Source organism: Kitasatospora sp. NPDC094019 (assembly GCF_044764505.1).
Lineage (GTDB): Bacteria > Actinomycetota > Actinomycetes > Streptomycetales > Streptomycetaceae > Kitasatospora.
Window position 1 is genome coordinate 461,385 of record NZ_JBIWIF010000001.1, and the last position, 25,531, is coordinate 486,915.

The following is a 25,531-nucleotide window of genomic DNA, read 5'->3' on the forward strand; positions in this document are numbered from 1 at the left end:
CATTCGGGACGTTCTCAGCTGGTGCCGCGGTACATCTCGGCGACCAGGAATGCCAGGTCCAGCGACTGGCTGCGGTTGAGCCGCGGGTCGCAGGCCGTCTCGTAGCGCTGGTGCAGGTCGTCGACCAGCACCTCGTCGCCGCCGCCGACGCACTCGGTGACGTCGTCGCCGGTCAGCTCCACATGGATGCCGCCCGGGTGGGTGCCGAGCGCCCGGTGCACCTCGAAGAAGCCCTTGACCTCGTCGAGCACGTCGTCGAAGCGGCGGGTCTTGTGACCGCTGGACGCCTCGAAGGTGTTGCCGTGCATCGGGTCGCAGATCCAGACCGGCTGCGCGCCCGAGGCGCTGACCTTCTCCACCAGGGTCGGCAGGGCGTCGCGGACCTTGCCCGCGCCCATCCGGGTGATGAAGGTGAGCCGGCCGGGCTCGCGCTCCGGGTCCAGCTTCTCGATCAGGGTGAGCGCCTCGTCGACCGTGGTGGTCGGGCCGAGCTTCACGCCGATCGGGTTGCGGATCTTCGAGGCGAACTCGATGTGCGCGTGGTCCAGCTGACGGGTGCGCTCACCGATCCACACCATGTGGCCGGACACGTCGTACAGCTCGCCGGTGCGCGAGTCCACGCGGGTCAGCGCGGTCTCGTAGTCCAGGACCAGCGCCTCGTGGGACGAGAAGAACTCGACCGTCCGGAACTCCTCCGGCGCGACACCGCAGGCGTTCATGAACGCCAGCGCGTTGTCGATCTCACGGGCCAGCTGCTCGTAGCGCTGACCGGCCGGCGAGTTGCGCACGAAGTCCTGGTTCCAGGCGTGCACCTGGCGCAGGTCCGCGTAACCACCGGTGGTGAAGGCGCGCACCAGGTTGAGCGTCGCGGCGGACGCGTTGTACATCCGCTTCAGCCGCTCCGGGTCCGGGTTCCGGGACTCGGGGGTGAACTCGAAGCCGTTCACCGAGTCGCCCCGGTAGACCGGCAGGGTCACGCCGTCACGGGTCTCGGTCGACTTCGAACGCGGCTTGGAGTACTGGCCGGCGATCCGGCCGACCTTCACCACCGGCACCGAGGCCGCGTAGGTGAGCACGGCCGCCATCTGCAGCAGGGTCTTCAGCTTGTTGCGGATGTGCTCCGCCGAGACACCGTCGAAGGCTTCGGCGCAGTCACCGCCCTGCAGCAGGAACGCCTCACCCCGGGCCACGGCACCGAGTCGGGCGCGCAGCTGGTCGCACTCGCCGGCGAAGACGAGCGGCGGATACGAGGCGAGGTCTGCAAGGGTCTTGCGCAGAGCCTCTTGGTCCGGCCATTCGGGCTGCTGCGCCGCGGGCAGGGTTTGCCAGGTGTGGGGATTCGTCACGGTCACGCGGTCAAGGCTACGGGGTGCGGCAACCGAATTGTGACCACCGCCCGAGGGGTGAGACACCTTGCGGACAATCGGGTGACCGGCCTCACGCCCGTCCGGGGATCCGCTAGGCTCGGTCCCGTGAACACGCCGCACACCCGATCCTGGTGGTGGGCCGACCCTCCGGGTGGCCCACAGTCAGCGCGTTCCTAGACGCACACGACGGCCGCCCCCCGGGGCGGCCGTCGGCGTTCCACCAGCCGGTCGGCAGCCTCCCGGAGCGGAAACCCCACCCCGCCGCAGAAGCCACCCCGGAAGGAACGCCGCCACCGTGACCAGTGCCGCCGACCTGCTCGCCCGCCTCACCGCCGCCGACGCACCGGCCTTCGCCCTGCTGCACCGCCGCACCCCCCGCACCGCGCCGGACACCGTCGAGATCCTGCTCGGCACCGTCGGCAGCCACGAGCTGCTGGCCGACCTGCCGGTCCGCCACGGCGTCCCCGCCGACGGCCCCGTCCACGACCTGCTGGCCCTCGTCCCCTACCGGCAGATCCGCGAACGCGGCTTCGAGGCGCACGACGACGGCACTCCGCTGCAGGCGCTGTCGGTCACCGAGCAGTACGCGCTGCCGCTGGCCGAGGTCACGGCCGCGCTGCCGCGGCTCCCGGTCGCCCTGACCGGCGGCGGCTTCGACATCGACGACGCCGAGTACGCCGCGATCGTCCGCCGGGTGATCGAGGACGAGATCGGCCGCGGCGAGGGCGCCAACTTCGTCGTCCGCCGCGACTTCACCGCGACGCTGGAGGACTTCTCGCCCGCGCTGGCCCTCACCCTCTTCCGGCGGCTGCTGGAGCAGGAGCGCGGCGCCTACTGGACCTTCCTGGTGCACACCGGCGACCGGGTGCTCGTCGGCGCCTCCCCCGAGGTGCACGTCCGGCAGAGCGGCGGGACGGTCGTGATGAACCCGATCTCCGGCACCTACCGCTATCCCGCCGCCGGCTCCGACCTCGACTCGCTGATCTCCTTCCTCCACGACCCCAAGGAGCTGGAGGAGCTGACCATGGTGGTCGACGAGGAACTCAAGATGATGTGCACCGTCGGCGACCTCGGCGGCCAGGTGCTCGGCCCCCGGCTCAAGGAGATGTCCCACCTCGCGCACACCGAGTACGAGCTGCGCGGCCGCACCTCGCTGGACGTCCGGGAGGTGCTCAAGGAGACCATGTTCGCCGCCACCGTGACCGGCAGCCCGGTGCAGAACGCCACCCGGGTGATCAAGCGGTACGAGCGCGGCGGCCGCGGCTACTACTCCGGCGCGCTCGCCCTGATCGGCCGCTCGGCCAGCGGCGGGCAGCTGCTGGACTCCCCGATCTGCATCCGCACCGCCGACATCGACCCGGCCACCGGCAGGCTCGCCGTCCGGGTCGGGGCCACCCTCGTCCGCCACTCCGACCCGGACGGCGAGGTCGCCGAGACCCACGCCAAGGCCGCCGGGGTGCTCACCGCGATCGGCGCCCGCCCGGCACCCGCCCGGACGGCCGGGCGCAACAGCCCACGGCTCGCCGACAACCACCGCGTCCAGGCCGCGCTGGACGCCCGCCGGGCCGGCCTCGCCCCGTTCTGGCTGCGGATGCAGCAGCCGGCCACGATCACCGAGGCACTGGAGACCCTCGTCGTCGACGGCGAGGACACCTTCACCGCGATGCTCGGCCACCTGCTGACCTCCCTCGGCCACCGCGTCACCGTGGCCCGGTTCGACGAGCCGGGCCTGCGCGAGCGGGTCGCCGCCCACCCCGGCGCGCTGGTGCTCGGTCCCGGCCCGGGCGACCCGGCCGCCGAGGACGACCCCAAGATGGCGGTGCTGCGCCCGATCGTCACCGACGCGCTGGCCGCCGTCCGGGCCGGCCGGCGCACCGCCCCGCTGCTCGCCGTCTGCCTCAGCCACCAGTTGCTGTCCGGCGCGCTCGGGCTGTCGCTGGTCCGCAAGGCGGTGCCGTACCAGGGCGCCCAGGAGAGCGTGGACCTCTTCGGCGAGCAGCGGACGGTCGGCTTCTACAACACCTTCACGGCGCGCTGCGCCGACACCGACGCGGCCCGGCTGGCCGCCGCGGGCGTCGAGGTGGCCCGGGACCCGCTGACCGGGGACGTGCACGCGCTGCGCGGGCCGGGCTTCGCCGGGCTGCAGTTCCACCCCGAGTCGGTGCTCACCAGGGACGGGGTGGAGATCGTCGCCGGGCTGCTGCGCGGGGCGGTCGCCGGCGTCCCGCGCTGAGCGGCCGTCACCGGGCCGGCGGCGCGCACCGTCCGGGCGGGGTGGTGTCCGCACACCCCGCCCGGACGTCACACCGCGTCGTCCAGCCCCTGCTCGATGGCGTACCGGACCAGCTCGACCCGGTTGTGCAGCTGGAGCTTGCCCAGGGTGTTCTGGACGTGGTTCTGCACCGTGCGGTGGGACAGCACCAGCCGATCCGCGATCTGCTTGTACGACAGCCCCTTGGCGACCATCCGCAGCACCTCGGTCTCCCGCGCGGTCAGCTGCGGGACGACCGGGGCGGCCGGGGCGGGCGGCTCGGCCGCCAGCCGGCGGAACTCGCCGAGCACCAGCCCGGCCAGACCGGGGGTGAACACCGCGTCGCCGACGGCGGTGCGGCGCACCGCGTCCAGCAGTTCCTCCCGTCCGGCCGACTTGACCAGGTAGCCGGTCGCGCCCGACTTCACCGCCTCCAGCACGTCCGCGTGCTCGCCGCTCGCGGACAGCACCAGGACCCGCGCCGACGGATCGTGCCCGACCAGCCGGCGGCAGACCTCGGCGCCGGACAGGCCGGGCAGGTTGAGGTCGAGCACCACCACCTGCGGGGAGCAGGCGCGGGCCCGGCGGACGGCCTCCTCGCCGTCCCCGGCGGTGGCCACCACGTCCAGCCCGGCCTCGGCGAGGTCCCGGGAGACGGCGTCGCGCCACATCGGATGGTCGTCCACCACCATCACCCGCACCGGACGGCCGGCGGCCGCCTGCTGATCGGTCGACAGATCGGTGGTCATGCGCGGAACCCTTTCGCGGGAGGTGTCACAGGAGGCCGGCCGGGGCGCCGGACGCGGAACGCGGGACCGTGAGCTCCACCTCGACGCCCTCCCCGGGCACCGAGTACAGCTCCGCGGTGCCGCCGAGGTCCAGCAGCCGGCCCCGGATCGACTGGGAGACGCCGAGCCGCCCGGCCCGCTCCGCCTCGCCGAGCCGCCCGGGCGCGAAGCCGGGGCCGTCGTCACGGACCGAGACGGTGACGGCCGCCGGCTCGTCCTCGACCAGGATCCAGGCCCGTGCCCCGGACCCGGCGTGCCGGCGCACATTGTCCACCGCGGCGCCGACGGCGGCGGCCAGCTCGGCGGCGGTCCCCCCGGGCAGCAGCACCGGGGTGCCGGGGGCCGAGACGGTCACCCGCTCGTCCGCGTAGGGGGCGAGCAGGGTGCGGAGGTCCTGCGGCTGCTCCGGCGCGCGCTGCTCGGGCAGCGGTCCGCCGCTCATCAGCGCGCGCAGGGCGCGTTCCTGCTCGCCCGCCAGCCGCCCCAGCTCGGCGAGGTCACCTCCGCCGGCCGGGATCTCGGCGCCTCGGCGCTGGACCAGCGCGAGCACCTGCAGCACCCCGTCGTGGATGTCCCGGGAGAGCCGCTCCCGCTCGCGGGTGGCCGCCTCGACCTGGAGCGCCCGGGTGAGCGTCGCCTCACTGGCCCGGGCCAGTTCGATCACGTAGCCGATCGCGCACCCGGCCACCATCAGCAGCACGATGTTGTGGAGGTTGTCGCCGGTCGCGCCGCCGTGGCCGAGGACGTTGGCCACCCCGATCACCGAACCGGCCGCCGCCGCCCAGCGCCAGCCGCCCCGGCCGGCGAAGCCGAGCACGGTGCCGGCCGCCCAGATGGTGGGCAGGGTCGGCGCGCCGTGGCTGATCCGGGACGGCTCGTCGACCATGCCGCTCATCACGATGCCGGTGACGGCGAGCGTGAGATCGGTGCCGAGCACGTACCAGGTGCAGCGCTGCGGACCGGAGAAGGCCCGGGTGGAGGCGAGCGTCCAGAGGGTCAGCGCGCCCAGGTAGATCCAGCCGGCGACGGGGTGCAGGAACTCCAGGTAGGAGTCGAAGTAGCGGATCAGCGCGTAGCACAGGGCCAGCACCCGGAAGGAGGAGATGGCCCGCCAGAGCGGCAGTTCCACGGACATGCCGCCCGCCGCCACCGCCGCGCCGACCGTACGCGGGGCGGCCGCCCCGGCTCTGCCGCCGTCCGTCATCCCCGTCGCCCTCCCCCGGCGCCGGGTCGGCCCCGTCTCAGGCCGACCCGCTGTCCTTCTGCTGTTCCTGCTCGGCCTTCTGCTGCTCCTGCTCGGCCTTCTCCAGCTTCTCCGCCTCGGCCTTCTCGGCCTTGGCGGCGGCCTGCTCGGCCTTCTGCACGGCCTTGCGCTCGGCGTCGGCCTTCTTCTTGTCGTCGGCCAGCTGCCGCTTGGCGGCGGTCGCGTAGATGTCCACGTACTCCTGGCCGGACAGCCGCATGATCTCGTACATCACCTCGTCCGTCACCGAACGGAGGATGAAGCGGTCGTTCTCCATGCCGTGGTAGCGGGAGAAGTCCAGCGGGCGGCCGATCCGGATGCCCGGACGGATGCCGAAGTTCGGGACCACCTGGCCGGGCGGCTGCACCTTCTCGGTGTCGATCATCGCGACCGGGATGACCGGCGCGCCGGTGGCCAGCGCGACGCGGGCCAGGCCGCCGACCTTGCCCCGGTAGAGCTTGCCGTCGGGCGAGCGGGTGCCCTCCGGGTAGACGCCGAACAGCTCGCCCCGGTCCAGCACGGCGATCGCCGAGCGGATCGCCGCCTCGCCCGCGCCGCGCACGCCCGAGCGGTCGACCGGGAGCTGGCCGACGCCCTTGAAGAAGGCGGCGGTCAGCCGGCCCTTGATGCCCGGCGTGGTGAAGTACTCCGCCTTGGCGATGAAGGTCACCCGACGCTTGATCAGCGCGGGGAAGAAGAAGGAGTCCGAGAACGAGAGGTGGTTGCTCGCGATGATCGCGGCACCCTCGGTGGGGATGTTCTCCTCACCCTCGATCCACGGCCGGAAGAAGATCCGAAGCAGTGGCGCGACGATCATCTTCATCAGTCGGTAGAACAACCCGGGCCTCCTGTATTGCGGACCGGTCGATCCTAATGCCCTTCGGTGTCCGCCCGTGCCCCGCCCCGCCCCGGCGGGGTGTCCCGGGGGCCGGACGGCCCGGTGCCCGGCGGGGGTGTACGGGGCGGGCGGGCCCGTGGGACGATGCGAATTCCGCGGCCTCCGGTGCCGGCCGGTGCCCGCACGGCCCCGCACGTCCAGCGCGTACCGCTCGTACCAGCGCCACCTCCAGCGTCCCCCTCCAGCGTCCTCGCCCGCGAAGGAGCCCGCCATGTCGCTGCTGCCCGGCGCCGAACCGTACCGCCACCGGGGCGGCCCGGTGGGCGTCCTGCTCTGCCACGGGTTCACCGGGTCCCCGCAGTCGCTGCGGCCGTGGGCCGAGGACCTGGCGCGGGCCGGGTACACCGTCGGGCTGCCGGTGCTGCCGGGTCACGGCACCCGTTGGCAGGACATGCAGCTCACCCGCTGGGAGGACTGGTACGCCGAGGTCGAACGCGAACTGCTGGAGCTGGCCGGACAGTGCGAGCGGGTCTTCGTGGTCGGGCTGTCGATGGGCGGCGGGCTGGCGCTGCGGCTGGCCTCCGCGCACGGGTCGACGATCGCCGGGCTGGTGCTGGTCAACCCGTCGGTGCGGTCGGACAACCCCGCGAGTGTCATTCTGCCGGTGCTGCGGCACCTGCTGCCGAGCGTGCCCGGGGTCGCCAACGACATCGCCCGGCCCGGCGCGGACGAGCTGGCCTACGACCGCACGCCGCTGCACGCCGCCTGGTCGCTGGCCCGGCTGTGGAAGGACGTCCAGGCCCGGCTGCCCCGGGTGACCCAGCCGGTGCTGCTCTTCCGCAGCCCGCAGGACCACGTGGTCTCCGCGGCCAACTCCGAGCTGGTGCTGGCCCGGATATCCTCGACCGATGTGACGGAGCGGCTGTGCCAGCGCAGCTACCACGTCGCGACGCTGGACCACGACGCGGGGGAAATATTCGCGGCCGCCCAGGACTTCATCCGACGGCTGACTCCCGCGCACGCGGCGGGCGTCAGCCCGGTGAAATCCGACCACCACCAAGGCTGAAGGGCCGGAAGTGCACGAGAGCAGCACGGCGGGCGGCGAGGACGACGCGCCCCGCGAGGACGGTGCGACCACGGGCGGCGCGCGGCCGGGCGCCGGGCGGGCCGACGGCGAGCAGACGGGCCGGGGTCCGACCGGGGGCACGGCGGCCCCGGCGACGGGCGGCGAGGCCACGACGGCCGGATCGGGCCCGGTTTCCGGCCCGGGACCGGCTTCCGGCCCGGGACCGGCTTCCGGCTCCGGGGACACCCCGGTCGCGGGCGAGGGCGGCGGGTCGGCCGAACCGTCCCGGACGCGGCGCGCGCCCGAGCGCAGCCAGGCCGAGCAGGACGAGATCTTCGCCGCGCTGGTCGCCCAGTTCGACGACCCGGTGGACCTCAACAACCCCAACTGGCCCGAGGTCGAGAACCTCCGGGCCCGCGGTGAGCTCAAGGGCTTCAAGGACCCCTCCGGCGCCGACCGGCTCCCGGGCGATCCCGGCGACCTCTCCGACCTGGCACCGCAGCCCCGTCCCCGCTCCGGCCGGCCGGTGATGCCGGCCGCCGGCTCCGCCGGGCCGCGCGACTTCGAGCTGTCCGAGGAGACCGACGAGGGCCACTTCGTCCCGCCGGAGCCGCCGCCGCTGCCCGAGGCCGACACCACCGCCAAGTTCGCCTGGCTGGCGGTGCTGGGCGGGCCCGCCCTGCTGCTCTTCGACGCGGTGGTCTGGCGCGAGGTCTCCGGCTGGCCGGCCTGGGTCGGGGTGGCCTCCTTCCTCGGTGGTTTCGCCACCTTGGTGGTCCGGATGAAGGACCGCGACGAGGACGAACCCGAGGACCCGCACGGCGGCGCCGTCGTCTGACCCCGGACCCGCTCGGCCCGGCGGTCCCGCGGCCAGAGCGGGCGGGTCAGCGAGCGGCGGGCCCCGGTCCGGGCGCGGGCGGCCGGAGCACGGCCAGGACCGGCAGGTGGTCGGTGGCGGCCAGCAGGTCGGCCCCGGTGACGCCGGGCAGTCCGTGCGGGACTCCGCAGGCCAGCACCTCGATGTCGGGGGTGGCGAAGACGGCGTCGAGCCGCTGGTACGGGTTCTCCGGCACGGAGGTCATCTCCCCGCCCCAGGGCGCCACCGTGTACCCGTCCTGGAGCCGCCCGGCCAGCGACCGCCAGCCGGGTCCGTCCGGGTGCTCGTTGAAGTCCCCGGCGATCACCCCTGGTCCGGCGTGCCGCAGCTGTTCGGCGAGCAGTCCGAACTGCCGCAGCCGCTCGTCCGCGTCCAGACTGAGGTGGCAGCTGGTGACGGTGAACGGCGCCGCGTCGGGCACCTCGACCAGCGCGGTCGCGAAGCCGCGCGCGTGCAGCCCCCTGGTCTTCGGCAGCAGCCGGTCGTGCACGGCCCGCACCCGGACACCGAGCCCGCCGAGCAGCAGCGGCCCGGCCGCGGTCCGGCCGCCCCCGCTCAGCACCACGGTGCCGGTCGCCCGGGCGAGCCAGGCGGCCTGCCCCTCGGGGCGCCAGTAGCGCGGCGACTCCTGTACGCAGACGAGGTCGGGCTCGCAGGCCCGGATCACCCGGGCGAGCGCGTGCCGGTCGTCCCGCAGCGAGCGGACGTTGTAGCTGAGCAGCCGGATCCGGCCCGGTGCGGGCGGCGGAAGTTCGGCCGGTGCGGCGGTCATCGGTGGTCCTCCCCTGGGCGTCCCGGACGACGCTACCGCCACCGCCCGCGCCGTCGGCGGCGCGACATCCCTGACGGCACGCGGACGACGGCGGCCCGGTCCGCTTCGGGCCGTCCCGCCGTCGTCCGCGCGACGGGAGGGGTCAGACCGTGCGGGCCAGGTCGGCCGCGCCCGCGATCCCGGCGGCCGAACCGGTCGAGGCGAGCACCACCTCGGCGCGCGGGCGGTGCACGCCGCCGGTCAGGTACTGCTCGAAGGACTTGGCGACCGGGTCGAGCAGCAGCCGGCCGGAGTCGGAGACGCCGCCGCCGAGCACGAAGACGGCCGGGTCGAAGAGCGCCGCGAGGTCGGCCATGCCCCGGCCGAGCCAGTCGGCCAGCTCGGCGTAGCACTCCAGGGCGAGCGGATCGCCCTCCTCGGCGGCCTGGGTGATGTGGATGCCGCGGATGGTCTCGGCGACGCCGTCGTTGAGCTCCAGCATCCGCCGGCCGCGCGCGGCGTCCTCGGCGGCGCGCTCCCGGCCGTAGCGGCGCAGGGCGCGGCCGGAGCCGTACTGCTCCCAGCAGCCACGGCCGCCGCAGCCGCAGGGCAGGCCGTCCGGGACCATGTTGAGGTGGCCGATCTCGCCGGCCACGCCGAACCGGCCGCGGTGCAGCCGTCCGTCCAGGACGAGGCCGCCGCCGATACCGGTGCCGACGGTGATCAGCACCATGTCGGTGTAGCCGGCCGCGGCGCCGAAGCGGAACTCGGCCCAGGCGGCGCAGTTGGCGTCGTTCTCGATCACCGCGGGCAGACCGGTGAGCTCCTCGACCCGGCCGCGCAGGGGTTCGTCCTCCCAGTCGATGTTGGGGGCGAAGATCACCGTCGAGCGCTCGCGGTCGACGAAGCCGGGGGCCCCGATCCCCGCCGCCGTGACGTCGGGGTACTGCTCCTTGAGTTCGCGCACGGCCTGCGCGATGGCGTCGACCGCCCACTGCGGGTCGGCCGGGGTGGGCACCCTGGTCCGGGCCAGGATCTCGCCGGCCTCGTCGACCACACCTGCCGCGATCTTGGTCCCGCCGACGTCGACGCCGATGGTCAGAGCCATGTGTCCCTCAGCTATTCACTCGTTCCCGCTGGACGGAACGCTACCGCCCAACCACGCCCCCGTACACACCGTCGCATACATTAACCGAAGACAATCCGCGGCCAACCCGACCAGGCCCCTTCAAAAGTCGTACATTTTCACCGGTGTCATCACAGGGTGAAGCCACCGGGTGACCCGGCGGGGATCAGGGGTTCACTGCTTGGCGGACGGCCCCTCAGCTGCGTCGTCGAGGTCCACCCGTTCGGTCCGGGCCGGCTCCCCCGCCGTCCAGCGGTGCTCGTGGCCCGCCACCGCGGCCCGGTAGGCGGCCAGCAGCTCGGTACCGGCGGCGGCCAGGCCGCTGCCGGCGGCGGCGAGGTGGCCGTACACCTCGGGCTGCTTCTCGCGCAGCCGGTCGGCCAGCCCGGCCAACGAGATCAGGGTCTCGGCGCTCGCCTCCTGGGCCTTCTCGCCGACGACGGAGGCGAACCGGCGCACCTCGTCCACCAGCGGGCCCAGTTCCGGCCCGAACGGGTGCTCGGCGGTGGGCTCCGCAGTGGGCTCGGTCCGGTCGGTGGTGGTCATCGCGCGCGCCTCCTCAGCAACGGTGCCCGCACCCGCGGCCACCCGCCCCGACGCTACCGGACCCCGCACGAGCCCCCGCGCGGAAGCCGAACGGGCGAACCCCGAGGCCCCTCCCGGCGAGCGGGCGACCAACGCGCCCCGAGCCCGACACGAGGGAGGCGAGCGGGCGACTCCCGCCCCGAGCCCGACACGAGGGAGGCGAGCGGGCGACTCCCGCCCCGAGCCCGACACGAGGGAGGCGAGCGGGCGACTCCCGCCCCGAGCCGAAGGGGCGCGCCGGTACCGAAAGGGAGAGCGGGAGGGAGCGACGCAGGAGCGAGGGAGCGCCGACCGTCGGCACCGGACAAGAGCGCCCCGGAGGCGAGCGGGCGACGATGCAGCGAGCGGGCGACTACCTCGGCCAGAGCGCCGGGTCCGGGGCGAAACGGATCGCCAGCACCCCGTCCTGGAGGCCCGCGCCGGCGACCGTGCACCGCCGCAGCGCCGACGGCAGGGCCAGCACCCGGCGGTGCGCGCCCAGGCCCACCACCAGCTCGTCCCCGCGCCGGACCAGGTCGAGGTCCTCCCGCTCGGCGCCGGGCAGTGCCAGCCGCCAGACCAGCAGGCCGTCCTCGGCCAGCCGGTCCTCCACGGTCCACGGCCCGGCGGCCCCCGCCTCCGGGCCGGACCCGGCACCGTAGAGGCGGTCGGCGACGGCCTCCAGGGTGGCCTCGGCGGGACCGGTGGTGAGCAGCGGGACGCCGTCCAGGGTGGCGGCCAGCGCGGCCAGCTCCTCCCGGCGGCGCCCGGCGAGGGCGGCCAGCCACGGGTCGGGCGAGTCGGCGGCGGCGTCCGGCAGCGCCCCGTGCACCACCACGGCGTCCGGCCGGTGGCCGTGCAGGGCGAGGCCCGCCCGGATCCGCCGCAGTTCGGCGAAGGGGTGGGTGTCGGCGGCGGTGACCAGACGCACGCTGGTGCCGGGCGCGGTGATCGCGGCGCGGGCCGCGGCGAGCGCGCCGGCGGCCTTGGCCCGGGTCTCGTACAGCCAGTCGGCGGGCATCGGGACCCCGGCGAGACCGGCCAGCAGGGGTCGCAGGGCCCGGGCGGCCTGGCGCTGCTCGGGGACGAGCCGGGCCAGGTAGCGCTCCAGCTGCTCGGGCAGGGCGAGGGTGGCGATCAGGTCGGCGGGCGGCGGGGCGAGCACCACCAGTACGTCGGCCTCGACGGCGGGCAGCGTCCGGAGCAGGGCGAGCCGGGCGGTGCCGGGGAGCGCGGTGAGCTCCTCGGGGTCGAGCGGGTCGGCGCCGAGCAGGTCGAGCGCGGGCTTGAGGCGGCCGCCGATCTCGTCCAGCGCGTGCCGGAAGGCGGCCTGCTCGTCGGTCCTGGCGACGGCCAGACCGGGCGCGTACCCGGCCGGTTCGGCCTCCAGCCGGACGCCGAGGACGGCGTCCAGGGTGCGGTGCGGGTCGTCGGCCGCGAGGAGCAGGGTGCGCCGGCCCCGCCGGGCGGCGTGCAGCGCGGTGGCGGCGGCCACCCCGGGCGCCGCCGGGTCGCCGCTGACCAGGATGGTGCGTGTCGCCGTCATGCCGTGCCGCCCCTGTTCGTCCGTGCTGCCGGGCCTCAGTTCGCCGTGTCGGCGGCGGTGTCCTCGACCCGCTTCTTCAGGCCGGCCAGGGCCCGGTCGATGATGACCTTCTCGGCCTTGCGCTTGATCATGCCCAGCATCGGGATCTTGACGTCCACCGCGAGCTGGTAGGTGACCTCGGTGCGGTCGGCGCCGAGCGGGGCCAGGGTGTAGGAGCCGTCGAGCGAGCGGAGCATCTGGCTGCGGACCAGGGTCCAGGCGCACTCGCGGTCGCCGTCCCAGGTGTAGGCGAGGACGTGCTCGTCGCGGATGGCGCCGGCGTCCAGGACCAGCCGGACCTGGGCGGCCCGGCCGTCGTCCGCGGTCTCCAGGACCTCGATCTCCTTGACCTCGCCGGTCCAGGCCGGGTAGGCGGCGAAGTCGGCGATCACGGCCATGACCGTCGCCGGGGTCGCGTCGATGGTGATGCTCGACCTGGTGTGCTCCGCCATGGAATGGCCCTCCGCGTCGTCCCGTGCTGCTGGTCCGGCCGAGGCTGCTCGGCCGGGTGCGCCCGGAGCAGGCTATCGCGCCCCGCGTTCCGGCCGGTCCTTCGGTACGCCCCGGGGCGCCGGGTGCGCCCCCGCCGTCGGAGCGCGCGGTCGGGGCCGACGGGCTACCGGCCGGTCACCTCCGGGCTGCCGTAGGGTGCCATTCGAACGACCTGGCCCCGACCTGGTCGGACGGGTCAAGGTGTGACACTTCGAACACCGGAGCCGACCCCCCTGGTCGAAGCTGCCTACCGGGCAGTAACGTCCTGCCGTCCCGCAGCGTCGCGAACGAGGAGCAGTCTTGCTCGACTTCAGCCTTCCGGCCCTCTACCAGGTACCGAGCGGCGGTAACCTCTCCGACCTCGTGCACCAGAACGCCGAGCGGCACCCCGATGTCGCGGTGCTCAGCCGCAAGGTGGACGGCCACTGGCAGGAGTTGACCGCCGCCCAGTTCCAGGTCGAGGTGCGGGCGGCGGCGAAGGGCCTGATCGCCGCCGGTGTCGGTCCGGGCGACCGGGTGGGCGTCATGTCCCGCACCCGGTACGAGTGGACGCTGCTGGACTTCGCGATCTGGACGGCCGGCGCGATCACCGTGCCGGTGTACGAGACCTCCTCGGCCGAGCAGGTCGAGTGGATCCTCGGCGACTCCGGCGCGGTCGCGGTGTTCACCGAGACCGGGACCCACAGCGCGGTCGTCGCGGCGGTCCGCGAGCGGCTGCCGGAGCTCCGGCACACCTGGCAGATCGAGGGTCCGGCGCTGCCCGCGCTGGTGGAGTCGGGCCGCGAGGTCACCGATGCCGCCGTCGACGAGCGCCGCTCGGTGGCCACCGCCGACTCGATCGCCACCATCGTGTACACCTCGGGCACCACCGGCCGCCCGAAGGGCTGCCAGCTGACCCACGGCAACTTCATGGCCGAGTGCGGCAACGTGGTGGAGCGGCTGGCCCCGCTGTTCCGCACCGGCGAGAGCTCCGTCCTGCTCTTCCTGCCGCTGGCCCACGTGCTGGCCCGGATCGCCGAGATCGCCCCGGCGATGGCCCCGATCAAGCTCGGCCACGTCTCCGACATCCGGGACGTCACCGCCGAGCTGGCCTCGTTCCGCCCGACCCTGATCCTGGGCGTGCCCCGGGTCTTCGAGAAGGTCTACAACACCGCCCGGGCCAAGGCGCAGGCGGACGGCAAGGGCAAGATCTTCGACAAGGCCGCCGACACCGCGATCGCCTACAGCCGGGCGCTGGACGCGGGCGGCGCGGGTCTGCTGCTCAAGCTCAAGCACGCCGTCTTCGACAAGCTGGTCTACAGCAAGCTGCGGGCCGCGCTCGGCGGCCGGGCCACCCACGCGATCTCCGGCGGCGCCCCGCTGGGCGAGCGGCTCGGGCACTTCTACCGGGGAATCGGCTTCACCGTGCTGGAGGGCTACGGCCTGACGGAGACCTGCGCGGCCACCGCCTTCAACCCGTGGGACAAGCCGAAGATCGGCACGGTCGGCCAGCCCGTCCCCGGCGCCGCCGTCCGGATCGCCGAGGACGGCGAGGTGTTCTTCAAGGGCCCGCACGTCTTCACCGGCTACTGGAACAACCCGCAGGCCACCGCCGACACCCTGAAGGACGGCTGGATCGCCACCGGGGACATCGGCTCGCTGGACGACGAGGGCTACCTGACCATCACCGGCCGCAAGAAGGAGATCATCGTCACCGCGGGCGGCAAGAACGTCGCCCCGGCCGTGATCGAGGACCGGATCCGGGCCCACGCCCTGGTCGGCGAGGTCATGGTGGTCGGCGACCGCAAGCCCTTCGTGGCCTGTCTGATCACGGTCGACGAGGACTTCTTCCCGAACTGGAAGCAGCTCAACGGCAAGCCGGCCGGGGCCTCGGTGGCCGACCTGCGCGAGGACCCGGACCTGCTGGCCGCGCTCCAGCAGGCGGTGGACGACGGCAACGCGGCGGTCTCGCAGGCCGAGGCGGTGAAGAAGTTCCGGCTGCTCGACACCGTCTTCTCCGAGGAGACCGGCCATCTGACGCCCTCGCTCAAGCTCAAGCGCAATGTCGTGCTGAAGGACTTCGCGGCCGACGTCGAGGCGATCTACCGCAAGTAGCGGCGCCCGCCGCGGCCCGCCCCCGTCGTCCGGGGGCGGGCCGCGGTCGTACCCGCCTGTCGGTCGGGCCCGCGCGTTCAGCCCGCCAGCAGCGAGGTCAGCCGCCCGGCCAGCAGGTCCCAGCGCCAGGAGCGGTCCACCCAGCGCCGCCCGGCCTCGCCCATCCGTCGGCGCAGCTCCTCGTCCCGCAGCAGCCGGACGATCCGCTCGGCCGCCGCCGAGGGCGTGCCCCCCGGCACCACGTAGCCGGTCTCGCCCTCCAGCACCGCGTCCGGCGCGCCGCCGGAGTCGCCCGCCACCACCGGCAGGCCGGTCGCCGACGCCTCCAGGTAGACGATGCCCAGCCCCTCGACGTCCAGCCCGCCGCGGCGGGTGCGGCAGGGCATGGCGAAGACGTCGCCGGCGCCGTAGTGCGCGGGCAGTTCCTCCCACGGCACCGCGCCGGTGAACCGGACGGCGGAGCGCACGCCCCGGGCGTCCACCAGCTTCTCCAGCTCCGCCCGGTACGGGCCGCCGCCGACGATCAGCAGCACCGCGTCCGGCACCTCGGCGAGGATCTGCGGCATCGCCTCGATCAGCGTGTCCTGGCCCTTGCGCGGCACCAGCCGGGAGACGCAGACCACCACCGGGCGGTCCGCCAGCCCGAGCCGCTCGCGCACCGCGGCGCCGCCGGAGTCCGGGTGGAAGGTCCGCTCGTCCACGCCGGGCGGCAGCTGCGCCATCCGCGCGGCCGGCTCCGGGCCGACCGCGGCGGCGATCCGGGAGCGGGTGTACTCGCCGAGGTAGGTGAGCACGTCGGTGCCCTCGCCGATCCGGCGCAGCAGCTGCCGGGCGACCGGCAGCTGGGCCCAGGCGGCCTCGTGCCCGTGGGTCATGCCGAGCAGTCGGCCGGCCCCGGCCCGGCGCAGGGCGGGGGCCATCAGCCCGAGCGGCGCGGCGGCGCCGAACCAGACCGAGTCGCAGCCCTCCGTCCGCAGGATCTCGGCGGCCCGCCGGGTGACCCGGGGTGTGGGAACCATCACCTTCACGCGGTCGCGGATCACCGGGAAGGGCTGCTCGGCGTCGAAGCGCGCGACCTCGGTGCCGTCGCGCCAGGTGGAGGCGTACACCACGACGCTTCCTGCGGGCTGACGGACGGCCATGTTGTGCACGAATGCCTGGATGCCGCCGGGCCTCGGCGGGAAGTCGTTGGTGACGATCAAGGTCTTGTGCATCAGGCCACGGCTCGCTCGGTCGGGGGGTGCTCGGTGTACCGCTGGGTGATCCGTACGATAGGTCAACACGACGACCCGCCGGGAACGGATCCACACAAGGCAACCGTTCCCTCCCCGGGTCTGTCCTAGGACAGGGTGGTCGGCGCGGCCGGCCCGGCCCCGCGGTGGCGGCCGGTCCCGACCCGCCCGGACCGCCCGGGCGTCCGTCGCGCGGCGCCGCCGACGGAACGTCCGAGACGAACGAGGGAGCGCAGTGGAGTTGGCCCCGGCCACCGAGTCCGGTACACCCAGCGGCGCCGAGGGCTCCGGCACGGCGCTCGCCGTCCGCCGCGAGCCCGTGCGGCCCACCACGCGCCCCTCGGGCCGTTCCGGCGCGCTGCTGGCGCTCGGGGCGAGCTGGGTGGCCACCCGGACGCTGCTGATGCTCCTGGTGACCGGCGTGCTGCGGATGCCCGGCGGGGACATCACCGCCGACGTCTGGCTGATCTACCACGGCTGGTACGGCGTGCTGCAGACCGGCACCTTCCCGCTGGACGACGTCACCTGGCAGTACCCGCCCGGCGCCGCCCTGGTGATCCTGCTGCCCGGCCTGCTGCCCTGGTCGTACCTGGTCTCGTTCTGGGTGATCTGCGGCATCGCCGACGCCCTCGCGATGGGCCTGCTGGTCCGCACCGGGCTGCGCAAGGGCCGGGCGCTGACCGGCGCCTGGGTCTGGGTGGCCGGCGTCCCGCTGCTCGGCCCGATGATCTACAACCGCTACGACGTGATCGTGACCGCGATCGCGGTGGCCGGACTGCTGGCGCTGATCCGCCGCCCGGCGATCGGCGGCCTGCTGCTCGGACTCGGCGGCATCGTCAAGATCTGGCCGCTGCTCGGCCTCATCGGCACCCCCTCCGGCCGCCGCACCCGGCGGTCCTGGACCGCCGCGGCCGCCGCCACCGCCTCGATCGGCTTCCTGCTGGCGGCGGGCATGAACGGCGCGTTCGAGTTCCTGACCTTCCAGAAGGACCGCGGCATCGAGGTGGAGTCGGTCGGCGCGCTGCCGATCCACTTCGCCCGGATCGCCGGGAGCTGGGACGGCCGGGTGATGATGAACTACGGCTCGGTCGAGATGCTCGGGCCGTGGGTGCCGCTGGTCAGCAAGGTGATGCTGGCCGGCACCGTGCTCGGCTTCGGCTGGCTGCTGCTCTGGCGCTTCACCGCCCGTCGGCGCAACGCCGCCACCATGTACGACGCGGCGCTCGCCGCGCTGCTGATCTTCACCGTGACCAGCCGGGTGATCAGCCCGCAGTACCTGGTCTGGCTGGTCGGCGCGGCGGCGGTCTGCCTGACCGTGCGCGGCACCAGCCAGCGGCCGGTGGCGCTGCTGATCCTGGCCGCGACCCCGCTGACCCTGGTCGAGTTCCCGCTGGTCTTCGGCGACGTGGTCGCCAGCCGGCCCGGCGCGATCGCCGTGCTGACCGCGCGCAATCTGCTGCTGCTGGTCGCGACCGTGCTGTCCTGCGTCCGGCTCTGGCGCTCGACCCGGCGCACCGACCGGGTGCCGGCCACCGTGGTGATGCCCCGCTCGGAGCCGGTGCCGGGCGTCGCGTTCTCGGTCCGGCCGGGCATCGCGTACGAGCAGGACCTGCTGGACGGCATGGACCGGCCCGCGGCCGCGCCCGGCGAACGGCGCTGAGCGAAGCGCCGGGCGGGCGGCACCGGGCGGCGCGGCGCCGTCCGGGGCCGGGACGCGGACCTCAGCCCGCCAGCGCCCGGACCTCGGCGAGCCAGTGGCGGGTGAACTCGCCCAGGCCGAGTCCCAGCCGGTCCCGGAACAGCCCGTCCAGCCACGCCTCCCGGTCCGCGCCGGGGGCCGCCGCGCCGACCGCCCGGTAGAACGCCACCAGGCGCTCCGGGCCGTACCGGCGGGCGATCAGGTCGCAGGCCAGCCAGGACTGCTCGTAGGACTGCGCCAGGCCCTCCCCTCCGGCCGTGAGGGCGGCGTCCGGGGGCAGCGCGACCGGCAACCGGCCGGCCGCGACGTCCCGGGCCAGCTCCGGCGCGATCTGCCGGGCCGAGCGGCCCGAGTCGCGGTAGCCGGTCCAGTCGGCGACCCCCTCGGAGAGCCAGAGCGGCGTCCAGGCCCGGGTGTCGGCCCGGGTCGCCACGTGCACCGCCTCGTGGGTCACCACGACCTGCCGACCGAAGTCGCTCAGCCGCGCGTACACCTCGGGGTTGACCAGCACCCGGTCGGCCGGGGCGTGCAGGGGCGCGCCGGGCGCCGAGACCGTGACCGCGGCGAGGTCCGCCCAGCCGGGCCGGTCGTCCGCCAGCAGCCGGGCGAACTGCTCCCCGGTGGCAGGAAGTTCGAGCAGCAGCCGCCCCGCCCAGGCACTGCCCCAGAGGGCCTCGACGGCGGCCACCGCCCGGTCGCCGACCACGGCCGCCCCGGCCCGCGCGGCCGGGTCCGCGCCGTCCACCCCGAGCACCAGGCAGCGCGCCCCGGCGACGGCCCCGACCGGGCCGAGGTCCCACAGCGGGGGCGGCCCGCCGACACCCTCCTCGCGTTCGATCCGGCGGCCGCCGGCCGTACGCAGCAGCGTCAGCCGGCGCGGGTGCACCACCGGCCGCTCGTCGTACCCGGTCACCGTGACGGTCAGCTCGGCGGTGGCGGTGGACCGCCCGGCCGGGTCCACCGGGCCGAGCAGCAGGTTCCGGTAGCCGGCGGTCAGCGGCAGCGGGGGCGGCCCGGCGCCCAGCGCCCGGGCCCGCTCGTCGAGCAGCGCCGAGACGTCGGCGTACTCGTCCGAGGCCGCCGCGGCGGGCCGCGCGGGGACGGCCCCGGGCAGCGAGAGCTGGGCCAGGCCGCCGGCCGCGAGCAGCAGGGCGGTGCGCCGGGACGGGCGTCGGCCGGCGGCGGGTTCCGGGCGGCTCAGAGCCGGATCACCCCCGCGACCGGCATGGCGTTGACGCTCTCGTAGCGCACCCGGGCCCCCGGGTAGGGGGCGTGCACGATCACCCCGCCGCCGGCGTACATCCCGACGTGGTGCATGTCCCGGTAGAAGATCACCAGGTCTCCCGGCCGTGCTTCGGAGATGCCGACCCGCCGCCCGGCGAACGCCTGGGCCTGCGAGGTGCGCGGCAGGGTCACTCCCGCCTGCCGCCAGCTGTAGTACATCAGACCGGAGCAGTCGAACGCCTTGGGCCCGGTGGATCCGTAGACGTAGGGCGAGCCGATCATCCGGACCGCGGCGGCCAGCGCGGCGCCGCCGCGCTCCGAGGCGGGTGGCGTGGTGCCGAGGTCGAGCCGGTCGGTGCCCCGGGTGGCGCGCTGCTCGGCCTCGCGGGCGTCCTGGGCGGCGAGCCGGGCGCGTTCGGTCACGCCCAGGCTGTTGAGCAGCCGCTGCGCCCTGGCCAGCCGCTGCTGGATCTGCTGCTTGCCGTCGGCCAGGGTCCGGCGGGTCTGTTCCAGTTCGGCGAGCTTGGCCGACGCCTCGGCCCGGCGCTGGTCGAGCACCCGCTGACGGCCCAGCACCTCGTGCAGGGTCTCGTTCTGCCGCTCGGCCGCCTGGTCCAGGGTGCGGGCCCGGGAGAGGTAGCCCTCCGGGTCGGTGGACAGCATCAGCTGGACCGTCTGCGCCATCCCGCCGCCCCGGTACTCCGCCCCGGCCACGGTGGCGAGGTCGCCGCGCAGCTGGTTGAGCTCGTCCTGGGAGAGGGCGATCTGCTGCTGGAGCGTGCCGGTCTCGTGCTGGAGCCGCTGCTGCGCCTCCTGGGCGGCGTTGAAGCGCTCCGAAGCCTGCTCGGCCTCGTCGTAGAGCTGCTCCACCTGGGCCTTGACGTCCTTGCGGTTCGCCGGGGCGTCGGGCGCGCCGGGAGCCGCCTGCGCGGTACCGCCGGTCGCCACGCCCAGCGCGGTGGTGGCCGCGGCGGTGAGCACCAGCGCCCGGGCGAGCGTGTGTGCGCCTGACAGCGGGGAACGGCGGTGCGCGGTCATACGACGTCGGCTCCGATCCTGGGCCGGGACCCGCCGCCGCACCGGACCGGTCGGCTGTCGAAGCGGGCGTCCGGTGGCAGACGTTAGCGAGTCAGGGCAACCGTTTCCAAACCCCTCCGAATCCGAATATTCAGGCACTGATCGGACATCAGAACGGTTCGCTCCCCGCAGCTCCCGAGGACCGGCCGACGACCGGGCGGCGCCCCGGGGGAAAACCGCAGGCCCGGCCTCCCCTCGGGGGAGACCGGGCCTGCCGGGAGCCTGTGGACCCTGGGGTCAGAGGCGCACGATGGTGTTGACCGGCATGTTGGACGCCGACTCGTAGCGCACCGACGCGCCCGGCTTCGGGGCGTGGATGACCTGGCCGCCGCCGACGTAGATGCCGACGTGGTGGCGGTCGCCGTAGAAGATCACCAGGTCGCCGGGCTGGGCCTGGGAGATGTCCGAGCCGATCCGGGTACCGGCGTTGGCCTGCTCCTGCGAGGTCCGCGGCAGCGACACACCCGCCTGGGCGTACGCCCAGCCGGTGAGGCCGGAGCAGTCGAAGGAGTTCGGGCCGGTGGCGCCGTAGACGTACGGGGAGCCGAGCTTGCTCTCGGCGGCGGCGATCGCGGCGGCGGCGCGCGAGCCGTTGGCGGCGGGCGCGGCGGGCTTGGCCGCGGCGGCGGGCGCCGACGCGGGCGCCGAGGCGGGCGCGCTCAGGTCGCTGCGGGTGGTGTCGCGGGTGGCGCGCTCGGCGTCGGCCTTCGCCTTGGCGACCTTGGCGGCCTCGGCCTTCGCGGCGTCCGCCTTGGCCTTGGCCTCGGCGGCGGCCTTCTCCTCGGCCGCGCGCAGGGCCTGGCGCTCCTGCTCGGTGAGCGTGTTGAGCAGCTGCTGCGCCTTCGCCAGCTTGCCCTGGACCTCGTCCTTGGAGGTCTTCAGCTGCTGGGTGGTGGACTCCAGCTCGCCGAGCTTGGCCTGGGTCTCGGTGCGGTCCTGGTCGAGCCTGCGCTGCTGCTCCTGGAGCTCCTTCAGCGCGCCGGACTGGGTGGAACCGGCCTGGTTCAGGGCGTCGGCCTGGCTGAGGAAGTTGTCCGGGCTGGCGGACAGCATCAGCTGGACGGTCTGCGATATGCCGCCGGTGCGGTACTGCTCGCCGGCGATCTCGGAGAGGCCGCCCTGGGCCTCCGTCACCACGGCCTGCTGGCGGGCGACCTTGTCCTGCAGGTCGGCGACCTGCTTCTGCAGCTCCTGCTGCTTGGCCTGGGCGCCGTTGTACTTCTCGGTCGCGACCTCGGCCTGCTCGTTGAGCTGGTCGACCTGCTCCTTGACCTGGTCCTTGGTCGGCGCGGGGTCGGCGTGGGCGCCGGACTGCGCGGAGAGGGCGACGGCAGCGGCGGCGAGACCGGTCATGATCGAGACCCGGGTGCGGCCGGCGGGCTTGGGACGACGATGGGACGCCACGAAGGCGGACTCCTTCTTCCTCATCCGCCTACCGGGTGAGCTGACGGGTTCGGGCGGAAGCGTGCCCTACGACGCCTCACCGTCCGCGCGAGCGGCCGACCTGGCGCCGATTCACCCCGGAGGAACGTGGTTCCCCGGCTCCGCTCCCCAGCGGACCCCCGACTGCTGGGTCTGGTTCGGACGGGCGCCTGAGGCCCCGCCCGGCTGCTTCGCGAACTCGGCGGTGAACCCCACCGCCACCCAGGCTGAGTGATCGACTGTGCGGGGTTCGAAGCACGACCCTAGTAACAGATCCGTGATCCGTTCAAATCCTTGTCAGAAAAAAGTCAGAAGAATACCCAAGTTCCTTTGTGAATATGACCGACCGTGATCACATCCCCACATCGGGCTGATCATTTTCCCCCGAACGGCCGAGCGCCCACTTCAAACCCCAGTGCCACCCCCGGTCGGAGGTGGCACTGGTCACAACGGCCGGAAACAGCCCTCGGGAGTGTCGTGGCGGAGCGTCAGACCCGGCGGATCGCGTTGATCGGCATGGCGTCGGCCTTCATCACCTTCACCACGTCACCGGTGTGCGGCGCGTGCACGACCATGCCGTTGCCGATGTACATGCCGACGTGGCTGCGGTCGGCGCGATAGATGATCAGATCGCCCGGCTGCGCCTCGGCGAGGGACGGCACCCGGCTACCGTAGTTGGCCTGGGCCTGCGAGGTACGCGGCAGCGAGACACCCGCCTTGGCGTAGGACCAGACCATCAGGCCGGAGCAGTCGAAGGTGTTCGGGCCGACGTCGCCCCAGCCGTAGGGGGAACCCTGCTTGCTCATCGCGTTGGCGACCGCCGACCCCGCCATACCGCTGACCTGGGGCAGGCTGGCCGGGTCGGTGCGCTCGCTGCCGCGCGAGGCGCGGTCGGACTGCTGCTGCGCCGCCTTGACGGCCGCGCGGTCGGCGGCGCTGAGCGAGTTCAGCAGCTCCTGCGCCTCCCGGAGCTTCTTGCCGACCTCGGTCTTGGACTGGTTCAGGTCCTTGGTGGTGCTGTCCAGCGAGGCCAGCACGGCCGCGGCCTCGGCCTTCTGCTGGTCGAGCCGGCGCTGCTGGTCCTGCAGCCCCTTGAGCGCCTCGGCCTGGCTGGAGCTGGCCTGCTGCACGCTGGAAGCCTTGTCCAGGTACCCGGACGGGTCGGAGGACAGCATCAGCTGGACGGACGGGTCGATGCCGCCGGTGCGGTACTGCTCGCCCGCCACCGCGGCCAGCCCCGACTGGAGCTGGGTCATCTGCTCCTGCCCGCGCGCGACCTGGTCCTGGAGCTGGTCCGACTGCTTGCGCAGCTGGTCGGCCCGCTCCTTGGCGCCGTTGTACCGTTCGGTGGCCTGTTCGGCCTCCTCGTTCAGCTGGTCGATCTGCGCCTTGACGTCGTCCTTCTTGGGCGACGGGCTAGGCGCTGCGTGAGCGGCGACCTGGGCGGAGAGTGCGACCGCGGTCGCAGCGGCGGCCGTGAGCACGGAGACCCGCGCGCGGCTCGGCTGCTTGGGACGGCGGTGGGAGGCCAAGAGGACCGGCTCCTTCTTCCAATGGACTCACCCGATGGGGTGAGAATCCGGAAAATAGGTTTGACGCCAGACCCTAGTGAAGATCCACGTTTCGCGCCACTCCCACGATTGCGTGAACCTGCCGCCCGCACCCGGACTTCACGAAACCCGCACAAGACCGCAATCCCGGCACTGACCAGCCGTCATTCCGGCCCGCTCGGCGGCCCCGAGGACTACGGACGGGCCAGCCGGTTCAGCAGCAGGACCGATGCGACGGGGCGCGCGCCCGCCTTCCGCACGCCGTCCGCCACCTCCTTGTCCGCCGAGACCACCACCACCGGACGGCCCTGCGGCTCCGCCCGGACCAGCCGGCGGATCAGCTCGTCCGCCGTCTCACCGGTCCGGCTGAACCGCACCCGCACCCCGCGCGGCGGCGCCATGATCACCGGCACGTCGAGGTCCTGGCCGTCGAACACACAGGTGACCTCCGCCTGGGTGCGCTGTGCCAGCATCGCCAGCCCGCCCAGCAGCCGGATCCGCTGCTGCTCCAGCGGCAGCGTCGGATAGCCCGTCTTGGTCACGTTGTAGCCGTCCACCACCAGATGGACCTGCGGGATCGCCAGCAACTGGTCCAGCAGCGCCGGATCGTCCTCGGCCAACCCGCGCCGCGCCACGTCGTGCGGCGAGGCCGAGCCCGGCACCACCGCCTCCACCAGGTCCGCCGGACGGATCTGGGCGACCGGCAGCGCCAGCTCCCGCTGCAGGCCCTGGGCCGACTGCAGCACGGTGTCCAGCAGCAGCCGCAGCCTCATGTCCTCGACGCTGCGCCCCTCCCGGGCGGAGCGCCGGCCCTGCTCGGCGGAGTTCTCCAGCTCCGTGACCCGGTGCCGCAGCCGCCTCGCCTCGCTCTCCGCGGTGCCGCGCTCGGCCGCCGCCTGCGCCCTGACCGCCTCCAGCTCGGCGGTGACCTTCCGGGTCTCCGCCTGCGCCCGGCGGGTGTCGCTCTCCAGCGAACGCAGCCGCCGACGCAGCGACTCGGCCTCCTTGCGGACGTCCTCCGACTCGGCCCGCTGCCGCTCCAGGTCGGCCCGGGCCGTGGTCCTCAGCTCGGCCAGTTCGGCCTGCAGCTTCTCGACCAGCCGGGTCGCCTCCGCGACCGCGCCCTCGGTGCCGACCCGCTCGGCCTCCTCGCCCGCCTCGGCCACCAGCCGGCTCCACCCGGCGGACCGCACCAGATAGGCGGCCGCGGCCACGTCCATCGGGTCGGCGGCACCCGGCACGGCGCCCGTCTCCAGGGCCCTGACCAGGTCCGGCTGCCCCAGCCTCAGCCGCTCCGCTATCCGCACCCGGAAGGCCGGCTCCGCCTCCAGCGCCGCGGCCAGCGCGGTCGCCGCGTACTTGGCCCGGCGGGCGGGGGTGAACTTGGCGTACTGGCGCAGCGACTGGGGCAGTTCGCCGAGCGGCAGGCCGCCGAGCGCGTCCGAGGCCAGACCGACCACCCGCCGGCGCACCCCCTCCGGAAGCGGACGGTCCAGCGTCTCGGCCACCGCCGCGCCACCCTCCGGGTCGGCCGTGCCGTCCGGGAGCGCCGCACCGTGCGGGACCGCTGTTCCCTCCGGGAGCGCCGTACCGTCCGCTGCCGCCGGCTCCTCACCCGCGCCGGACTCCTCACCGGCGGGCGCCGCCGGGGCCTCGGTGCCGGACGGGGCGGCCACGGCCGCGTCCGGCGCCTGCGCGTCCACAGCGGGCTGCCGCCCCTGCGGCCCGGCGGGCTCCTTCGCTGCGTCCACCACGTCCTCGGCTCCGATCCTGGTCCAGCGGGGTACGGCCCACGGCCGCCACCCCCGTCACACTCCGCGTGTTCTCTCCGTATTGTCCCGTGCGGCGGGCGGCCACGCCGCGCACCGCCCACCGCACGGACCGGGCGGTCAGCCCTGTTCGGGCGCCTCGGCGGCCTCGTCCGCACCGGGACGGGCCACCAGCTCGACCTGGTCCGCCGCGTTGCACCAGCGGCAGCGCACCGACTCCACGGTCTCGCTGAGCACCTGGGTCTCCTCGACCTTGGACTCGCCGGCCAGGTCGAAGTGCAGGAACTCGGTCACCCGGGCGGTCCGGGTCACGTCGAAGCGGGTCAGGTTGCCGCAGAGCGTGCAGCGCCAGCGCGTCTCGGCGGTCAGGGCGGGGACGGTCATCGGGGGTCCTCTCGGGTGGTCCCGGAACGGGCTCGGGCTCTCCCCCCGGGGCCCCGGCGTCGGCGGCGGGAGGCGGGAATGCCCGCCCCAAGCCTATTGCCTGGGGCAACCTTCCCGGCCACCGGCCGATCG

21 protein-coding genes and 1 riboswitch are annotated in these 25,531 nt (G+C 74.4%); of the genes, 5 read left to right on the forward strand and 16 right to left on the reverse strand.

What is annotated here, in order from left to right; translation table 11 throughout:
- Positions 1-14: 14 nt before the first annotated feature.
- Complete coding sequence (locus ACIQ9P_RS02145) at positions 15-1,352, reverse strand: class II 3-deoxy-7-phosphoheptulonate synthase (RefSeq protein ID WP_402348229.1); 1,338 nt, start codon at positions 1,350-1,352, stop codon at positions 15-17.
- A gap of 310 nt (positions 1,353-1,662) precedes the next feature.
- Between ACIQ9P_RS02145 and ACIQ9P_RS02150 the strand changes: the two genes are divergently transcribed.
- Positions 1,663-3,600 (forward strand): anthranilate synthase family protein, encoded by a 1,938-nt coding sequence (locus ACIQ9P_RS02150; RefSeq protein ID WP_402348231.1) that lies wholly within the window; start codon positions 1,663-1,665, stop codon positions 3,598-3,600.
- Between the two features lie 68 nt (positions 3,601-3,668).
- Here ACIQ9P_RS02150 and ACIQ9P_RS02155 read toward each other — a convergent pair whose 3' ends face one another.
- Genes ACIQ9P_RS02155 through ACIQ9P_RS02165 form a run of 3 tightly spaced genes read right to left on the reverse strand, consistent with a single transcriptional unit; the run spans position 3,669 to position 6,472 of the window.
- Positions 3,669-4,367, reverse strand: coding sequence for a response regulator (locus tag ACIQ9P_RS02155; RefSeq protein WP_402348234.1), 699 nt, complete (start codon positions 4,365-4,367; stop codon positions 3,669-3,671).
- Positions 4,368-4,392: 25 nt separating this feature from the next.
- The gene (gene macS, locus ACIQ9P_RS02160) at positions 4,393-5,610 is read right to left on the reverse strand and encodes a MacS family sensor histidine kinase (protein WP_402348237.1); all 1,218 of its coding nucleotides are present in this window, start codon (positions 5,608-5,610) and stop codon (positions 4,393-4,395) included.
- A gap of 37 nt (positions 5,611-5,647) precedes the next feature.
- Positions 5,648-6,472 carry a lysophospholipid acyltransferase family protein gene (locus ACIQ9P_RS02165; RefSeq protein WP_402349827.1) on the reverse strand — a complete coding sequence of 275 codons (825 nt, stop codon included), beginning with the start codon at positions 6,470-6,472 and terminating at the stop codon, positions 5,648-5,650.
- A gap of 286 nt (positions 6,473-6,758) precedes the next feature.
- On the opposite strand from ACIQ9P_RS02165, the gene ACIQ9P_RS02170 reads away from it, so the two are divergent.
- Both ACIQ9P_RS02170 and ACIQ9P_RS02175 read left to right on the forward strand, forming a co-directional pair.
- Entirely contained in the window at positions 6,759-7,553 is a 795-nt protein-coding gene (locus ACIQ9P_RS02170; protein ID WP_402348240.1) for an alpha/beta hydrolase, read from the forward strand.
- A gap of 10 nt (positions 7,554-7,563) precedes the next feature.
- The gene (locus tag ACIQ9P_RS02175) at positions 7,564-8,391 is read left to right on the forward strand and encodes a hypothetical protein (protein ID WP_402348243.1); all 828 of its coding nucleotides are present in this window, start codon (positions 7,564-7,566) and stop codon (positions 8,389-8,391) included.
- Between the two features lie 46 nt (positions 8,392-8,437).
- On the opposite strand, the gene ACIQ9P_RS02180 is transcribed toward ACIQ9P_RS02175, so the two are convergent.
- The 5 genes from ACIQ9P_RS02180 to ACIQ9P_RS02200 form a co-directional block, all read right to left on the reverse strand.
- Positions 8,438-9,202 (reverse strand): endonuclease/exonuclease/phosphatase family protein, encoded by a 765-nt coding sequence (locus ACIQ9P_RS02180; protein ID WP_402348246.1) that lies wholly within the window; start codon positions 9,200-9,202, stop codon positions 8,438-8,440.
- A gap of 142 nt (positions 9,203-9,344) precedes the next feature.
- The gene (locus tag ACIQ9P_RS02185; RefSeq protein WP_402348248.1) at positions 9,345-10,289 is read right to left on the reverse strand and encodes an ROK family glucokinase; all 945 of its coding nucleotides are present in this window, start codon (positions 10,287-10,289) and stop codon (positions 9,345-9,347) included.
- 192 nt (positions 10,290-10,481) lie between these two features.
- Positions 10,482-10,853, reverse strand: coding sequence for a DUF5304 family protein (locus ACIQ9P_RS02190; RefSeq protein WP_402348251.1), 372 nt, complete (start codon positions 10,851-10,853; stop codon positions 10,482-10,484).
- A gap of 391 nt (positions 10,854-11,244) precedes the next feature.
- Positions 11,245-12,417 (reverse strand): ArsA family ATPase, encoded by a 1,173-nt coding sequence (locus tag ACIQ9P_RS02195; protein WP_402348254.1) that lies wholly within the window; start codon positions 12,415-12,417, stop codon positions 11,245-11,247.
- 35 nt (positions 12,418-12,452) lie between these two features.
- Entirely contained in the window at positions 12,453-12,908 is a 456-nt protein-coding gene (locus tag ACIQ9P_RS02200) for an SRPBCC family protein (RefSeq protein WP_402348257.1), read from the reverse strand.
- Between the two features lie 340 nt (positions 12,909-13,248).
- Between ACIQ9P_RS02200 and ACIQ9P_RS02205 the strand changes: the two genes are divergently transcribed.
- Positions 13,249-15,042, forward strand: coding sequence for an AMP-dependent synthetase/ligase (locus ACIQ9P_RS02205; protein ID WP_402348260.1), 1,794 nt, complete (start codon positions 13,249-13,251; stop codon positions 15,040-15,042).
- Positions 15,043-15,119: 77 nt separating this feature from the next.
- Here ACIQ9P_RS02205 and ACIQ9P_RS02210 read toward each other — a convergent pair whose 3' ends face one another.
- The gene (locus ACIQ9P_RS02210) at positions 15,120-16,256 is read right to left on the reverse strand and encodes a glycosyltransferase family 4 protein (protein ID WP_402348263.1); all 1,137 of its coding nucleotides are present in this window, start codon (positions 16,254-16,256) and stop codon (positions 15,120-15,122) included.
- A gap of 253 nt (positions 16,257-16,509) precedes the next feature.
- Between ACIQ9P_RS02210 and ACIQ9P_RS02215 the strand changes: the two genes are divergently transcribed.
- Entirely contained in the window at positions 16,510-17,934 is a 1,425-nt protein-coding gene (locus ACIQ9P_RS02215) for a glycosyltransferase 87 family protein (RefSeq protein ID WP_402348266.1), read from the forward strand.
- Positions 17,935-17,995: 61 nt separating this feature from the next.
- On the opposite strand, the gene ACIQ9P_RS02220 is transcribed toward ACIQ9P_RS02215, so the two are convergent.
- The 6 genes from ACIQ9P_RS02220 to ACIQ9P_RS02245 all read right to left on the reverse strand — a co-directional run bounded on the left by ACIQ9P_RS02220 (position 17,996) and on the right by ACIQ9P_RS02245 (position 25,399).
- Positions 17,996-18,934, reverse strand: a complete 939-nt coding sequence (locus ACIQ9P_RS02220) for a hypothetical protein (RefSeq protein ID WP_402348269.1) — start codon at positions 18,932-18,934, stop codon at positions 17,996-17,998.
- A gap of 236 nt (positions 18,935-19,170) precedes the next feature.
- Positions 19,171-20,235: an NlpC/P60 family protein gene (locus tag ACIQ9P_RS02225; RefSeq protein ID WP_402348272.1), complete on the reverse strand. Its 1,065-nt coding sequence runs from the start codon at positions 20,233-20,235 to the stop codon at positions 19,171-19,173.
- Positions 20,236-20,511: 276 nt separating this feature from the next.
- Positions 20,512-21,678, reverse strand: coding sequence for an NlpC/P60 family protein (locus ACIQ9P_RS02230; protein WP_402348275.1), 1,167 nt, complete (start codon positions 21,676-21,678; stop codon positions 20,512-20,514).
- Positions 21,679-21,688: 10 nt separating this feature from the next.
- Positions 21,689-21,841: riboswitch (cyclic di-AMP (ydaO/yuaA leader) on the reverse strand.
- Positions 21,842-22,184: 343 nt separating this feature from the next.
- Positions 22,185-23,228: an NlpC/P60 family protein gene (locus ACIQ9P_RS02235; protein ID WP_402348278.1), complete on the reverse strand. Its 1,044-nt coding sequence runs from the start codon at positions 23,226-23,228 to the stop codon at positions 22,185-22,187.
- Positions 23,229-23,440: 212 nt separating this feature from the next.
- Positions 23,441-24,754, reverse strand: coding sequence for an NYN domain-containing protein (locus ACIQ9P_RS02240; RefSeq protein WP_402349830.1), 1,314 nt, complete (start codon positions 24,752-24,754; stop codon positions 23,441-23,443).
- 381 nt (positions 24,755-25,135) lie between these two features.
- Positions 25,136-25,399 carry a hypothetical protein gene (locus ACIQ9P_RS02245; RefSeq protein WP_402348280.1) on the reverse strand — a complete coding sequence of 88 codons (264 nt, stop codon included), beginning with the start codon at positions 25,397-25,399 and terminating at the stop codon, positions 25,136-25,138.
- Positions 25,400-25,531 lie beyond the last annotated feature (132 nt).

Excerpts from the sequence above, each read along its gene's own strand:
- ACIQ9P_RS02225 (WP_402348272.1), bottom strand. The coding sequence starts at position 20,235 with ATGACCGCGCACCGCCGTTCCCCGCTGTCAGGCGCACACACGCTCGCC.
- ACIQ9P_RS02190 (WP_402348251.1), bottom strand. The coding sequence starts at position 10,853 with ATGACCACCACCGACCGGACCGAGCCCACTGCGGAGCCCACCGCCGAG.
- ACIQ9P_RS02195 (WP_402348254.1), bottom strand. The coding sequence starts at position 12,417 with ATGACGGCGACACGCACCATCCTGGTCAGCGGCGACCCGGCGGCGCCC.
- ACIQ9P_RS02170 (WP_402348240.1), top strand. The coding sequence starts at position 6,759 with ATGTCGCTGCTGCCCGGCGCCGAACCGTACCGCCACCGGGGCGGCCCG.
- ACIQ9P_RS02155 (WP_402348234.1), bottom strand. The coding sequence starts at position 4,367 with ATGACCACCGATCTGTCGACCGATCAGCAGGCGGCCGCCGGCCGTCCG.
- ACIQ9P_RS02180 (WP_402348246.1), bottom strand. The coding sequence starts at position 9,202 with ATGACCGCCGCACCGGCCGAACTTCCGCCGCCCGCACCGGGCCGGATC.
- ACIQ9P_RS02200 (WP_402348257.1), bottom strand. The coding sequence starts at position 12,908 with ATGGCGGAGCACACCAGGTCGAGCATCACCATCGACGCGACCCCGGCG.
- ACIQ9P_RS02185 (WP_402348248.1), bottom strand. The coding sequence starts at position 10,289 with ATGGCTCTGACCATCGGCGTCGACGTCGGCGGGACCAAGATCGCGGCA.
- ACIQ9P_RS02210 (WP_402348263.1), bottom strand. The coding sequence starts at position 16,256 with ATGCACAAGACCTTGATCGTCACCAACGACTTCCCGCCGAGGCCCGGC.
- ACIQ9P_RS02245 (WP_402348280.1), bottom strand. The coding sequence starts at position 25,399 with ATGACCGTCCCCGCCCTGACCGCCGAGACGCGCTGGCGCTGCACGCTC.
- ACIQ9P_RS02165 (WP_402349827.1), bottom strand. The coding sequence starts at position 6,472 with ATGAAGATGATCGTCGCGCCACTGCTTCGGATCTTCTTCCGGCCGTGG.
- macS (WP_402348237.1), bottom strand. The coding sequence starts at position 5,610 with ATGACGGACGGCGGCAGAGCCGGGGCGGCCGCCCCGCGTACGGTCGGC.